Origin of the sequence: Jannaschia sp. W003 (assembly GCF_025144335.1) — a bacterium.
GTDB lineage: Bacteria > Pseudomonadota > Alphaproteobacteria > Rhodobacterales > Rhodobacteraceae > Jannaschia.
Genome location: NZ_CP083539.1, coordinates 2,309,685 through 2,323,336, shown reverse-complemented (window position 1 = coordinate 2,323,336; position 13,652 = coordinate 2,309,685). Strand labels below are relative to the sequence as shown.

11 protein-coding genes are annotated in these 13,652 nt (G+C 72.6%); 4 read left to right on the top strand and 7 right to left on the bottom strand.

The window, feature by feature from the left end; translation table 11 throughout:
• The first annotated feature begins 8 nt into the window (after window positions 1-8).
• Window positions 9-860, top strand: coding sequence for a phosphate acyltransferase (locus K3554_RS11350; RefSeq protein WP_259940313.1), 852 nt, complete (start codon window positions 9-11; stop codon window positions 858-860).
• A gap of 19 nt (window positions 861-879) precedes the next feature.
• Here the strand turns inward: K3554_RS11350 and xsc are convergent, their stop codons facing one another.
• The 3 genes from xsc to K3554_RS11335 all read right to left on the bottom strand — a co-directional run bounded on the left by xsc (window position 880) and on the right by K3554_RS11335 (window position 5,750).
• Entirely contained in the window at window positions 880-2,658 is a 1,779-nt protein-coding gene (xsc, locus tag K3554_RS11345; protein ID WP_259940310.1) for a sulfoacetaldehyde acetyltransferase, read from the bottom strand.
• 152 nt (window positions 2,659-2,810) lie between these two features.
• The gene (locus tag K3554_RS11340; RefSeq protein ID WP_259940308.1) at window positions 2,811-4,283 is read right to left on the bottom strand and encodes a PLP-dependent aminotransferase family protein; all 1,473 of its coding nucleotides are present in this window, start codon (window positions 4,281-4,283) and stop codon (window positions 2,811-2,813) included.
• A gap of 72 nt (window positions 4,284-4,355) precedes the next feature.
• The gene (locus K3554_RS11335; RefSeq protein WP_259940306.1) at window positions 4,356-5,750 is read right to left on the bottom strand and encodes an aspartate aminotransferase family protein; all 1,395 of its coding nucleotides are present in this window, start codon (window positions 5,748-5,750) and stop codon (window positions 4,356-4,358) included.
• A gap of 314 nt (window positions 5,751-6,064) precedes the next feature.
• On the opposite strand from K3554_RS11335, the gene K3554_RS11330 reads away from it, so the two are divergent.
• From K3554_RS11330 to K3554_RS11320, 3 genes are all read left to right on the top strand, one after another.
• On the top strand, window positions 6,065-7,069 hold the full coding sequence (locus K3554_RS11330) for an ABC transporter substrate-binding protein (protein WP_259940304.1): 1,005 nt from the start codon (window positions 6,065-6,067) through the stop codon (window positions 7,067-7,069).
• 82 nt (window positions 7,070-7,151) lie between these two features.
• Entirely contained in the window at window positions 7,152-7,970 is an 819-nt protein-coding gene (locus tag K3554_RS11325) for an ABC transporter ATP-binding protein (protein WP_259940302.1), read from the top strand.
• A gap of 10 nt (window positions 7,971-7,980) precedes the next feature.
• The gene (locus tag K3554_RS11320; RefSeq protein ID WP_409197353.1) at window positions 7,981-9,243 is read left to right on the top strand and encodes an ABC transporter permease; all 1,263 of its coding nucleotides are present in this window, start codon (window positions 7,981-7,983) and stop codon (window positions 9,241-9,243) included.
• Here K3554_RS11320 and K3554_RS11315 read toward each other — a convergent pair.
• The 4 genes from K3554_RS11315 to cobA all read right to left on the bottom strand — a co-directional run bounded on the left by K3554_RS11315 (window position 9,240) and on the right by cobA (window position 13,591).
• Window positions 9,240-9,971, bottom strand: a complete 732-nt coding sequence (locus K3554_RS11315) for a hypothetical protein (RefSeq protein ID WP_259940298.1) — start codon at window positions 9,969-9,971, stop codon at window positions 9,240-9,242. The genes K3554_RS11320 and K3554_RS11315 overlap by 4 nt on opposite strands.
• Before the next feature lie 37 nt (window positions 9,972-10,008).
• On the bottom strand, window positions 10,009-11,226 hold the full coding sequence (locus K3554_RS11310) for an MFS transporter (RefSeq protein ID WP_259940297.1): 1,218 nt from the start codon (window positions 11,224-11,226) through the stop codon (window positions 10,009-10,011).
• A 9-nt stretch (window positions 11,227-11,235) separates the two neighbouring features.
• Window positions 11,236-12,507: a cobyrinate a,c-diamide synthase gene (locus K3554_RS11305; protein ID WP_259940295.1), complete on the bottom strand. Its 1,272-nt coding sequence runs from the start codon at window positions 12,505-12,507 to the stop codon at window positions 11,236-11,238.
• 238 nt (window positions 12,508-12,745) lie between these two features.
• Window positions 12,746-13,591, bottom strand: a complete 846-nt coding sequence (gene cobA, locus K3554_RS11300; RefSeq protein ID WP_259940292.1) for a uroporphyrinogen-III C-methyltransferase — start codon at window positions 13,589-13,591, stop codon at window positions 12,746-12,748.
• Window positions 13,592-13,652: the final 61 nt, after the last annotated feature.

Genomic DNA, 13,652 nt, shown 5'->3' with positions numbered 1-13,652 from the left:
CCGGGGCGATGAGCGTGATGGACGAGGCGAGGGCTGCGGCCCGGAGGCGCGCGGCGCGCGTGGTGTTCCCCGAGCTGGCGGAGCCGCGGGTGGCCGAGGCGGCCGCGCGGCTGACCGCGGAAGGCCTGTGCCTGGCCGTGCCGCTGGCGGAGCCGAGCGAGGCACAGGTCGCCGCGCTGGTCGAGGCGCGCGGCATGGCCGAGGGCATGGCCCGGCGGCTCCTGCGCAAGCCGCTGATGCGCGCCGCGGCGATGGTCGCCGCCGGTGAGGCCGACGCGATGGTGGCCGGGGCCGACGCGCCCACGCGTCGAGTGATCGAGGCCGCCGCCATGGGCATCGGGCTGGCCGAGGGCATCGCGGCGCCCTCGTCGTTCTTCCTCATGCGCCTGCGCGACGGGCGCGAGATGATCTGGGCCGACTGCGCCGTGACCGTGGCGCCCGACGCGGAGGGACTGGCGGCCATCGCGCAGGCGTCGGCCGCCAGCGCGCGGCGCCTGCTGGGACGGGCCGAGGTGGCGCTGCTCAGCTTCTCCACCGGCACGTCCGGCACGGGGCCGAGCGTGGACGCCGTGCGCGCCGCCGCCGAGGCGACCGGCTTCGCCGGGCCGGTGCAGGCGGACGCCGCTCTCGACCCGGAGGTGGGCCGGCGCAAGGGCGTGGCGGTGGAGGCGGTCAACGTGCTGGTCTTCCCTTCGCTGGACGCGGGCAACATCGCCTACAAGCTGGCGCAGGAACTGGCGGGCGCGCAGGCGGTGGGCCCCGTGCTGCAGGGCTTCCGCCGCCCGGTCTGCGACCTGAGCCGGGGCGCGCGGGTGGACGACATCGTGGACGCCGCCGTGATCACCTGCGCGCTGGCCTGAGGCCCGGCCCCCCGGCGGATCACTCCGCGGCGATCCGCATGTCGTCCTTCGAGATGCCCGCCACGCGCACCGGCTTCTTCATGGCGTCGCGGCGGAAGGGCTCGCCCAGCTCCTGGTTCAGCAGCACCTCGATCAGCGTGGTCTCGCCGCGCTTCATCTGCGCGTCGATGGCCTCGGACAGCGCGTCGCGCAGTTCGTCCTGGGTCCGAACGCGCACGCCGCGCAGGCCGCAGGCCTCGGCGATCTTGCTGTAGTCCACCCCGTCGTCCAGCTCGGTGCCCACGAAGTTGTCGTCGAACCAGAGCGTGGAGTTCCGCTTCTCGGCGCCCCACTGGAAGTTGCGGAACACGATCTGGGTGATCGCGGGCCATTCCTCGCGCCCGATCGCGGTCAGCTCGTTCACCGCGATGCCGAACGCGCCGTCGCCGGCGAAGCCCACCACAGGCACGTCCGGCTGCCCGATCTTGGCGCCCACGATGGAGGGCAGGCCGTAGCCGCAGGGGCCGAAGAGGCCGGGAGCCAAGTATTTCCGGCCCGCGTCGAAGTCCGGGTAGGCGTTGCCGATGGCGCAGTTGTTGCCGATGTCGCTGCTGATGATCGCATCGCGCGGCAGGGCCGACTGGATTGCGCGCCACGCCATGCGGGGGCTCATCCAGTCGGGCTTGTCGGCGCGGGCGCGCTCGTTCCAGGTGGTGCCGGGATCGTCCTCCTCGTGGTCGAGCGAGGACAGCTCCTGCTTCCACCGGGACTTGGTGTCGGCGACGAGGCCGCGGCGGTCGTCGCGGCCCGCGTCCCCGGCGCCGTCCGCGAGGCTCTCGAGGATGCCCTCGGCGACCTGCGCCGCGTCCCCCACGATCCCCACGGCGACCTTCTTGGTCAGGCCGATGCGGTCGGGGTTCAGGTCGACCTGAATCACCTTGGCGTCCCGGGGCCAGTAGTCGATGCCGTAGCCGGGCAGGGTGCTGAAGGGGTTCAGACGGGTGCCGAGGGCCAGCACCACGTCGGCCTTCGCGATCAGCTCCATCGCCGCCTTCGAGCCGTTGTAGCCCAGGGGGCCGGCGAAGAGGGGGTGCGAGCCGGGGAAGGCGTCGTTGTGCTGGTAGCCGACGCAGACTGGCGCATCGAGCCGCTCGGCGAGGCGCCGGGAGGCGTCGATGCCGCCCTCGGACAGCACCACGCCGGCGCCGTTCAGGATGACCGGGAACTTGGCCGAGGACAGCAGCTCGGCGGCCTGGCGGATGGACTGGCGGCCCCCGGGCGAGCGCTCGAACTCGACCGGCTCCGGGATCTCGATGTCCACGACCTGGGTCCAGAAGTCGCGGGGGACGTTGATCTGGGCCGGGCCCGACAGGCGCTTGGCCTTGGCGATCACGCGCGCCAGCACCTCGGCGATGCGCGAGGGGTCGCGGACCTCCTCCTGGTAGGCGACCATGTCCTCGAACAGCTTCATCTGCTCGACTTCCTGGAAGCCACCCTGGCCGATCGTCTTGTTGGCGGCCTGCGGCGTCACCAGCAGCAGCGGCGTGTGGTTCCAGTAGGCGGTCTTCACGGCCGTCACGAAGTTGGTGATGCCCGGGCCGTTCTGGGCGATCATCATCGACATCTCGCCGGTGGCGCGGGTGTAGCCGTCGGCCATGAACCCCGCCGAGCCTTCGTGCGCGCAGTCCCAGAAGGTGATCCCGGCCGTGGGGAACAGGTCCGAGATCGGCATCATGGCCGAGCCGATGATGCCGAAGGCGTGGCGGATGCCGTGGCGCTGGAGGACTTTCACGAAGGCCTCCTCGGTGGTCATCTTCATGGCTGTCTCCCCTCGCCGGGCGTGCGCCGGCCGTGCCGCGTCTGCAGGAAATCGGGGCCCGGTCGCCGGCCCGCTTCCCCACGGTCTGCCGTCCTCTACCGGGGCGGTCAAGCGGCCGATAGGGCCAGCGCGGCGGGGCCGGTCGGTCCAGATCAGGCCATGCGCGCGGCGGTCTCGGCGATGCGGCGGATGCCCTCGGGGATGCGGTCCGGGCCGATGGCGCCGTAGCCCAGGCGGTAAAAGGGGCCGGGCGCGGGCGCGGCGCGGAAGGCGTCGGCCGGCTCGATCAGCACGGAGGCGGGGCGCAGGCGCTCGGCCAGGTCGCGCGCGCGCACGTGGATGGGGGCGCGCATCCACAGCGAGGAGCCGCCGAAGGCGCTGCTGCTCTCGGGGGCAAGGCCGCAGTCTGCGAGGGCCGAGACGGCGGCGGCGCGGCGCTCGCGCAGGGCGCGGGTCATGCGCGTGACCTGCGCGTCGTAGTGCCCCTCGGCCAGGAAATGCGCGGCGGCGCGCTGCAGGTGGCCCGGCGGGTGGCGCAGCACGAGGGAGCGCAGGCGCCGCAGCTCGGCCACCAGCGGCTCGGCGGCGGCGACGTAGCCGAGGCGCAGGCCCGGAAAGAGCGACTTCGCGAAGGAGCCGATGTAGATCACCCGCCCCGCGCGATCGAGCGACTTGAGCGCCGGCGAGGGCGGGGCGAGGAAGGCCAGCTCGAATTCGTAGTCGTCCTCGACCACGAGGAAGTTCTCGGCCTCGGCCCGCGCGAGGAGCGCGCGGCGCCGGGCGGTGGGCATGGTGACGGCGGTGGGGCAGTGGTGCGAGGGGGTGACGAAGAGCACGTCCGTGGCCGCGGGCACGGCCTCGGGCGGCAGGCCGTCCGCGTCCACGGCCACGGCGCGCAGGGAGCAGCGCGACAGCTCCAGGATCTCGCGCAGGGCGGGGTAGCCGGGGTCCTCCATCACGGCGAGGCGGCGCTGGGTCAGCAGCACCTGCGCCACCAGCCACAGGGCGTTCTGCGCGCCCATGGTCACGAGGATCTCGCCCGGCCCGGCGAGGATGCCCCGGCGCGGCAGGATGCGGGTGGCGATCTGCTCGACCAGCAGGGGGTCGTCGCGGCCGTAGCTGTCCTCGGTCATGGCGTTGAAGTCGCGCGCGCCCAAGGCCTGCAGCGCGCAGCGGCGCCAGTTGGCGTGGTCGAACAGGCGCGCGTCGGTCTGGCCGTAGATGAACGGGAAGCGGTAGCTGCGCCAGTCCGCGGGCCGCTCGGGGGCGCGGGGGGCGGGGAAGCGCGGGCCGAGGGCGCGGCTCCAGTCCACCCGCGCCTCGGGCGGCGGCGGGGACGCGGGGCGGGACGGCGCGGCGGCGGGACTCGGGGCGTCGCGGCTGACGAAGGTTCCTGAGCGGCCGCGCGCGTCGAGGTAGTCGCCCGCCACGAGGTCGGCATAGGCGAGCGTCACGGTGATCCGGCTGATCCCGAGGTGCCGCGCGAGGCCCCGGGTCGAGGGCATCCGGTCGCCGGGCCGGAAGCGCCCCGCGAGGATGCCGTCCACCACCAGCTCGCGCACCTGCCGCTGGAGCGTGCCCGGATGCGCGGGGTCTAGCGCGAAGGATTCGGCCGGGATGGGCATCGGGGCGAGGCTAGCGCCCGCGTCCGGGCGCCCGCAACGGCACGGGCGGGCCGGGGCCCGCCCGCCCGCGGGTCAGGCGAACACCCGGCCCAGCGCCTCGTCCACGGCGCCGGTGATGGCGTCGATGTCGGACTCGGTGGCGATGAGGGCGGGCGAGAACAGCAGGCAGTTGTTGAAGCCCGGGAGCGAGCGGTTCGAGGCCCCGAGGATCACGCCCTGCGCCATGCAGTCCGCGACCACCGCCTTGACCTGCGCCTCGGGCACCGGCTCGCGGGTGGTGCGGTCGGCGACCAGCTCGGCGCCCGCGAAGAGGCCTTTGCCGCGCACCTGGCCGATCACGCGGTGCTTCTCCGACAGTGCCTCCATGTTGGCGACGAGGCGCTCGCCCATTCGGACGGTGTTCTCCAGGAGGCCTTCGCGCTCGATGATCTCCATGTTCTTGAGGCCCGCGGTCGGCCCGGCGGTGCAGCCGCCGAAGGTGGACACGTCGCGGAAGTAGCCCATCGGGTCCGAAGGGTCGTCCTTGAACATCTCGAAGACCCGCTCCGAGGTGGCGAGGCAGGAGATGGCCGCGTAGCCCGAGGCCACGCCCTTCGCCATCGACACGAAGTCGGGCTCGATGCCGTAGTGCTGGTAGCCGAACCACTTGCCCGTCCGGCCCACGCCGCAGACGACCTCGTCGATGTGCAGGAGCAGGTCGTACTTGCGCACGATTTCCATCACCCGCTCCCAGTAGCCGGGCGGGGGCGTGATGACGCCGCCGCCGGCGGTGATCGGCTCGAGGCACAGCGCGCCCACGGTGTCGGGGCCCTCGGCGAGGATCACCTCCTCGATGGCGTCGGCGGCGCGGCGGCCGTAGGCCTCGCCCGAGAGGTCGCCCCAGCCCTGCGCCTCGGCGCGGTACTCCAGGCAGTGCGGCACGCGGACGAAGCCGGGCGTGAAGGGGCCGTACTGCGCGTTGCGCTCGTCCTGGCCACCGGCCGAGAGGTTGGCGATGGTGGTGCCGTGGTAGTCGCGCTCGCGGTAGAGGATCTTCCACTTGCGGCCGCCGTGCTGGCGGTGCGCGATCTGGCGCACCATCTTGAAGGCCTTCTCGTTCGCCTCGGACCCGGAGTTCGCGTAGTAGATGCGGCTCAATCCGGGCATCTTCTCGATCAGCCGCTCCGCGAAGAGCGAGCCGGGAATGGAGCCCATGGTCTGCGCGAAGTAGTTGAGCTGCACGAGCTGGTTGCGCACGGCGTCCGCGATCTCGGTGCGCCCGTAGCCGACGTTCACGGTCCACACGCCGCCCGAGGTGGCGTCGAGATGCTCCTTGCCGAGCCCGTCCCAGACCCGCATGCCCTTGCCCTCGACGATGATCCGCGGATCGGTCGTCTCCAGCGGCTTGTGGGGCAGGAGGTGGTGCCAGACGTGGCGGCGGTCGGCCTCCACCACGGCGCTCAGGTCGTTCTGCGTGAAATCCTTCATGGGTGTCCTCCCCGCGGGCGCGCCCGCGCGCGCCGCTCATGCCCTGCGCCTAGCACCGAAGCGGGGCGCGCCGATGATGCCAGCCGATCAATTGCCTTGAGTCCAGTCTGCCGGCGCCGTTGCGCGAACGGAAGGCGTCTTCCTAGGATTTCGCGGACCGGCCCTCCCCGCGGGGGCCTCCGGTCTGGACAGGGGGGGCCGCGCCGGTCACTCATGGACCCGAGGGGGGCGACCCCCCAACAACGACCCGGCCCGAGCCGGGCACCGGGAGCCGCGGCGGCCGCCGCCGGCTCCGATCCAACAAGGAGAGCCCCATGCTCAAGAGAACCTTCCTCGCCGCCTCCACGGCCCTCGCCGCGATCGCCGCCGCCCAGGCCGCCCACGCCGACGCCCACCTCGAGGAGCTGACCGTCGGCTACTTCCTGGAATGGCCCATGCCCTTCCTCGCCGCCAAGGCCGACGGCGCCTACGACGAGGCGCTCGGGATCCCCGTGAAGTGGGTCAGCTTCGAGACCGGCACCGCGATGTCCGCCGCCATGGCCTCGGGCGACGTGCACATCTCCGTCTCCCAGGGCGTGCCGCCCTTCGTGGTCGCCACCTCCGCGGGCCAGGACCTCGAGATCGTGGACGTGGCCGTGAGCTATTCGGAGAACGACAACTGCGTCGTGCGCTCCGACCTCGAGATCGACAAGGACACCGTGGCCGACCTCGCCGGCCAGAAGGTCGCCGTGCCGCTGGGCACCGCCGCCCATTACGGCTTCCTGCGCCAGATGGACCACTTCGGCGTGGACGTGGCCTCGCTCGACGTCGTCGACATGGACCCGCCGACCGGCGCCGCGGCCCTGAACCAGGGCGACGTGGGCATGGCCTGCGGCTGGGGCGGCGGCCTCGCGCGCATGAAGGAGGCCGGCAACACGCTGCTGACCGGCGCCGAGAAGGAGGAGCTGGGCATCCTGGTCTTCGACGTGACCTCGGCGCCCGCCGACTTCATCGCCGAGAACCCTGAGCTGATGGCCAAGTTCGTGAAGGTGACCGCGGACGCCAACGCCGAGTGGGCCGAGTCCCAGAGCGACGAGATGCTCGCCAAGATCGCGCAGGAGTCGGGCATGGAGCCCGAGGCCGCCGCGCAGTCGATGTCGACCTTCGAGTTCCCCACCATGGAGGAGCAGCTTTCCGAGAAGTGGCTCGGCGGCAACGCGGCCACCTTCATGAAGGGCGTCTCGGACGTGTTCGTGGAGGCGGGCTCGATCCCGTCCGCGCTCGACAGCTACGAGGACGCGGTGAACACCGGGCCGCTGAACGACGCCTCGAGCATGTGATCCGCTCCGCCGGGGGGCGACGCCGCCCCCCGGCACCCCATCCACCCGCGCGCCCCGCCCGCGGGGCGAGGAAGGGACCGCCATGACGACAGGCCCGGCAACCGGCCTCGCGATCGAGAACCTCTCGATGCGCTTCGACCTCCCCAACGGCTCCCACGTGCAGGCGCTCAAGGACGTCTCGCTGCAGTTGCAGGCGGGGGAGCTGATGTCGGTGCTGGGGCCCTCGGGCTGCGGCAAGACCACGCTCCTGAACATCGTGGCCGGCTTCCTGGCCCCCACCGAGGGACGCGTGATCCTGAACGGCCACGACGTGCGCGGCCCCGACGCCGAGCGCGGCATGGTGTTCCAGCAGGGCGCGCTGTTCGAGTGGATGAGCGTGCGTGAGAACGTGGAGTTCGGGCCCCGCATGCGCGGCACGCCCGTCGCCGAGCGCCGTGCCACCGCGGACCGCCTGCTGGAGATCACCGGGCTGGCGGACTTCAAGGACAAGGCGATCTACGAGCTGTCGGGCGGCATGCAGCAGCGCGTGGCCCTGGCCCGCTGCCTCGCCAACGACCCCGACGTGATCCTGATGGACGAGCCGCTCGGCGCGCTCGACGCGCTGACGCGCGAGAAGATGCAAGGCCTGGTGCTGGAGCTCTGGAAGGAGACCGGCAAGACCATCATCCTCATCACCCACTCCGTGGAGGAGGCGCTGCTGCTGGGCGAGCGTCTGCTCGTGATGGCCCCGCGGCCGGGGCGCATCCACCGCGAGTACCGTCTGCCCTTCGCCGAGGCCGGCGTCAGCGCCGACCTGCGCCAGGTCAAGAAGGACCCCGAGTTCGGGCGCGTTCGCGAGGAGATCCTCTCGATGATCTGGGAAATGGAAGAGGAGATCATGGGCCGGACGGAGGACGCCTGACATGACCGGACTGCTGATCGCCGCCGCCTACGTGGCCCTCTTCGTCGCCTCCATGCTCGTGGTGGGCGCCGCGACTGCGCGCTTCCGGCGGCGCGACTACACCTCGCTCAAGACCGTGACCTTCGGCGACGAGAGCGCCGTGCGCCCGAACCGCTGGGCCTCGGTGATCTCGGTGCTGGTGCTGTTCCTGATCTGGGCCGCCTTCACCGGCTCGGCCCTGTCGCCGCTGCACGTGCCCGGCCCGTTCCAGGGCGACGCGCGCTTCACCTACACCGCCGAAACCGCGGCCGGGGACCGCGACGACGCCGAGGTGGTGGTGCGCGTCCACGAGGTGGGCGCCGACGTCGAGACGCCGGTGGTCGAGCCGGGCGACGGCTTCGCCCTCAATGATGCGGACACGCTGGGCATCTACCGCTCCAAGATCCTGCGGGTGGAGCGCAACGACGCGGGCGGCGACGTCGACGGCTACCGCGTGGTCGCCGTGAACGGCGAGCCGATCGAGGCCAACGCCACGGTCCGCTTCCCCGAGGGCCGCGTGACCATGACCGAGCGTGGCTCGCTCAACTTCGTGCCCTTCCAGGGCTACCAGATGCAGCCCCTCTACCTGCCCAGCCCCGAGCGGGTGGTGCAGGCAGCCGTGGAGGTGGCCACCGACGGCTTCCGCAACTCGACGTTGTGGGAGCATCTGGGCTACTCGCTGTTCCGCGTGCTGGTGGGCTTCGCCCTCGGCGCCCTCGTCGGCATCCCGCTGGGCTACGCCATGGGCCTAAGCGACTGGTTCCGCGGCTGGTTCGACCCCATCGTCGAGTTCATGCGCCCGGTGCCTCCGCTGGCCCTGATCCCGCTGGTCATCATCTGGTTCGGCATCGACGAGACCGGCAAGATCGTCCTGCTGTTCCTGGCCGCCCTCTGGATCATGGCCATCGGCGCGCGCGCGGGCGTCTCGGGCGTGAACATCACCAAGGTCCACGCGGCCTACAGTCTTGGCGCCTCGAAGTGGCAGATCCTGCGCCACGTCATCATCCCCAACAGCCTGCCGGAGATCTTCACCGCCGCCCGCGTGGCGATGGGGGTCTGCTGGGGCACCGTGGTGGCCGCCGAGCTGGTGGCCGCGAACGTGGGCGCGGGAATGATGATTACCACCGCGTCGAAGTTCCAGCAGACCTATATCGTGGTCATGGGCATCATCCTGATCGGCGTGATCGGCTTCGGCATCGACATCCTGATGCGCAAGGCCGAGTCGGTGCTGGTCCCGTGGAAGGGCCGCAGCTAGCCCTCCAGCCAGAGCAGCAGCGCGAAGGCGGCGGCGCCGAGGAGGAGCGCGGAGAACCGGGACTCCCGCTCCTTCGGCAGCTCCTCCTTCAGCACGTTGAGGATCACGCTGCCGCCGAGGGCCGCCATCACCAGCGCGATCCACAGCTCGGGCACCTCGGTCGCCGCGCCGATGCCCCAGCCCAGCAGCACCGCCGCCGAGAGGATCGGCCGCCCGTGGCGCAGGTATCCGGCGCGGAACGCCTCAAGCAGGCCGAAGTCGGTGATGAGCAGGTGCAGCGCCATCGCCACGGCGTAGGTGACGAGCGGCAGCAGCCCGTGCTCGCCCGCGCCGCGATCCACCAGAAGGTAGCCGGTAACGAGGTTGTAGAGCGCGAAGCTGGCGAGGTGGACGCGGTACACGCCGGGGTGGGACTCGTGGTCCTTCTCGGCATCCGCGCGCAGTTCTCGCGACTGGACCGCCCGCTCCACACCGTAGAAGGCGAGCAGCGCGCCCAGCGACACGAGCCAGATGCCGAAGCCGCCCAGCGGGGCCTCGCCCGTCTCTTCGACCAACAGCTCGTGTCCCTCGGCGATCTCGGGCAGGAGATGGAGGAAAACGTAGGCGATCGACGCGCCGCCCGCGAAGCTGAGCCAGCGCGAGCGGGGGCGGTTCGACAGGAAGCGCAGCTGCGGCGTGATCCAGTGGACGAGGACGAGGGCGAGGGCGGCGAGGAGAGAGGGAAGCATGGGGCCGCAACGGCGCGGCCCGCCGAGGGTTCCGCCGTCAGGCCGTGCGGCGGCGCATCCAGACGAGCGACCCGGCGGCGAGCGCCAGGAACGGCACCATCGCGAGGTTCACGGCCGTCCACCCCGCCACCGTAGAGGCGGCCGCGTTCATCAGCCCGCCCGACGACAGCGAGGCGACGGTCACCATCCCCATCACCAGCGCGTCGTTCAGCCCCTGGACCGTGCCCCGCTCCTCGGGGGCGTGGTGGCGCGTGAGCATCGTGGTCGCGCCGATGAAGCCGAAGTTCCAGCCGAGCCCGAGCAGGATCAACGCGCCGTAGAAGTTCACGAGCTCCGTGCCGGCCAGCGCGAACAGCCCCGCGCCCGCGAGGAGGGCCAGCCCGGTGCCCACGATCCGCGCGGTGCCGAAGCGGGCAATCAGGTGGCCGGTGAAGAACGAGGGCGCGAACATCGCCAGCACGTGGGCGGACACGATGTCGGCGGCGTGCCCGGTGGCGAAGCCGCAACCAACGACGGCGAGGGGCGTGGATGTCATCACGAGGTTCATCAGCGCGTAGGCCACCATGGCGCACACGATCGACACCGCGATCGCCGGATCGCGCAGCAGTTCCCGCCGCGTGCGGCCCCGCCGCGCCCCCGGCTCGGGCCGGGGTGGGCGCGGGATGCGCAGCCCGAAGAACAGGAGCAGCCCCACGAGGTTCACCGCCACGGCGGCCACGTAGGTCAGCACGAAGGGGACGGCGGTCACGTCCGCCGTGGCCTTCACGAGCTGAGGTCCGATCAGCGCGCTCAGGAGGCCCCCGGCCATCACGTAGGAGATCGCCTTGGGCTTGAACGCGTCCGACGCGGTGTCGGCAGCGGCGAAGCGGTAGAAGCCCTGCGCGCTCATGTAGACGCCGATGCCGAACGACCCGAGCAGGAACGTGGCGAACGAGGCCCAGAGCAGGCCGAAGGCGCACAGGAGCGCCCCCGCCGCGCCCGCCAATGCGCCGATCACGAAGCCCGCGCGGCGCCCGAAGCGCTGCATCAGCGGACTGATCCACGGCGCGGTGGTCATCGACGCGAACACCGTGACCGAGATCGGCATCGTCGCCAGCAGCGGCGTGGGCGCCAGCGACATCCCGGCCAGCCCCCCGGCCACGAAATGCAGCGGCATCTGCGCCCCGAGGAACGCCTGCGCGGCCACCAGCACGGCGACGTTGCGCCGCGCGGCGCGGTCGTCCGGGGCATTGAGTGAATCGGGGATCGCCGTCATTCCCGAGGCTTACGGGGCCGCCGCGGCAGGGTCCAGCGCGGGCGCGGGCGCGATCAGATGCGCGAACGAGCCGAAGGCCGGCCCCTCGCGCAGCCCCATGGGCGCCAGCCGCGCGCCGGCCGCATCCGAGGCCTCCTCGAATAGCGGCACGCCCTCGGCACGCAGCGTGGTGGCGTAGTGGAACTCGTGCGCGGCCCAGCGGCCCTCCAGCGGGCCGTGCCGCGCGCGCAGAGCACGATAGCCGAGGTGGAGGCGGCGCTCGGCGAAGCTCGTCTCCAGCCGCAGGAGGCCCGCCATGCGGTGCGCGTGGCCCTCAGCGTCCGTCAGCGCGTCGCCCATCACCATGAAGCCCCCGCACTCGCCCCAGACCCGCCGGCCCCGCAGCGAGCCGAGGAAGTGACCCGCGGCGGCGATGCGTCCCGCATGGAGCTCGGGGTAGCCGCCGGGCAGGTAGACCAGCCCCGCCTCGGGCGCCGGCTCGTCGGCGAGGGGCGAGAAGACCGCGATCTCGGCGCCCGCCCGGCGCCAGCCTTCGAGCAGGTGCGGGTAGCTGAACGCGAAGGCCCGGTCGCGGGCCACGGCGATGCGCTGCGCGGGCGGCGCGAAGAGCGGCGGCGGGGCGTCGGGTAGGGGGCGGGCGAGGGCGAGCAGGTCATCGAGGTCGACCGCCTCCGCGACCGCTTGTCCGGCGCGGGCGAGGAGCGCGTCGAGATCGTCCCGCTCCTCGGCCTGCACCAGCCCGAGATGGCGCGAGGGCAGGGCGAGCGCCCGGTCGCGGCGGATCGCGCCCAGCACCGGCAGCGGGCAGGCCTCGCGCAGCATGGCTTCGTGACGGTCCGACCCGACGCGGTTCAGGATCACGCCCGCGACCTCCGTCCCGGGGTCGTGCGCCGCGAACCCCGCCACGAGGGGCGCCACCGACTGCGCCATGCGCGCGGCGTCGATCACCAGCACGACGGGGATGCCAAGCGCTTTCGCCACGTCCGCCGCCGAGCCGCGCCCGTCCGCGCTCGCGTCGAACAAGCCCATCGCGCCCTCGACCACCAGCGTGCCGGGCCCGGCGGCGAGGCCCCGCAGGGTGGCGGCGTCCATCGCCCAAGCGTCGAGGTTGGGGCAGGGGGCGCCGCTAGCCGCCTCGTGGAAGCGCGGGTCGATGTAGTCCGGCCCCGATTTGGCGCCGCGCACCGCCTCGCCCCGGTCGCGCAGGGCGCGCAGGAGGCCCAGCGTCACGGTGGTCTTGCCGGCGCCCGACGCGGGCGCGGCGATCAGGAGGCCGGGCATGGGTGGGGGCGCGGGAGGGGGCTTTGCCCCCGCGCTGCACACGTCCGGGGCTTCGCCCGTCCGCAGGCGGATCGGTCCACTGGACCGATCCCGAGAAGCCTGCGAACCCCCTCGGTATTTCCGGCAAGATGAGGGAGGGGGACGGTTCGCGTCACACGCCCCGGCCTCGAGCCGGGGTCTCGGCCATCGACATGCACCGTCGCCCGACCGGAAGCGCTACCCCTCACCTCGCCCCCCGTCACGCACTCTCCGCCGGCCGCCCGCGCCCGAGCGGATCGAGGTCGCGCGGCGCCTCCCCCGCCGCCTGCGCCTGCCAGTCCAGCACGTCCCGCAGCCGCACCACCCGCCCCACGCAGATGATCGCCGGGGGCGCGAGTCCCGCCGCCTCCCCATCCTCGACGCAACGCGCCAGCGTGGTCTCCACGGTGCGCTGTTCCGCGAGCGTGGCCGTCGACGTGATCGCCACCGGCTCGTCCGCCGCGCGGCCCCCGGCGACGAGCGCGTCGCGGATTGCCCCGAGGTGCTTCATCCCCATGTAGATCACGATCACCTGCGACCCGCGCGCGATCGCGCCCCAGTCCAGCGAGGCTGGCGCCTTGCCGGTGGCGTCGTGCCCCGTCACGAAGGTCACGGACTGGTTCACGTCGCGGTGCGTCACCGGGATGCCCGCATAGGCAAGCCCCGCGATGCCCGCGGTGATGCCCGGCACGATGCGGATCGGGACGCCGTGCTGCACCAGCGTCTGCGCTTCCTCCCCGCCGCGCCCGAACACGAAGGGATCGCCGCCCTTCAGCCGCAGCACCCGCCGCCCGGCCCGCGCCAGGGCCACCAGCCGCAGCGAGATGTCGCGCTGCTTGGGGGAAGGCTTGCCGCCGCGCTTGCCGGCGTAGATGCGCTCCGCCCCCGGCGCGGCCCATTCGAGCACCGCCTCCGAGACCAGCGCGTCGTACACCACCACGTCCGCCTGCCGCAGCGCGTGCAGCGCGTGGAGCGTCAGCAGCCCCGGATCGCCCGGGCCGGCCCCCACGAGCCAGACCCAGCCGGGCAGCATCTCGGGCCAGTCGAAGTGGGGCAGGTCGGTCATGTCCCGAGCCTTAACGGGGAGGCGCGGCGCGCGGAAGGGAGTTGGCGACCGTGCGCGCGCG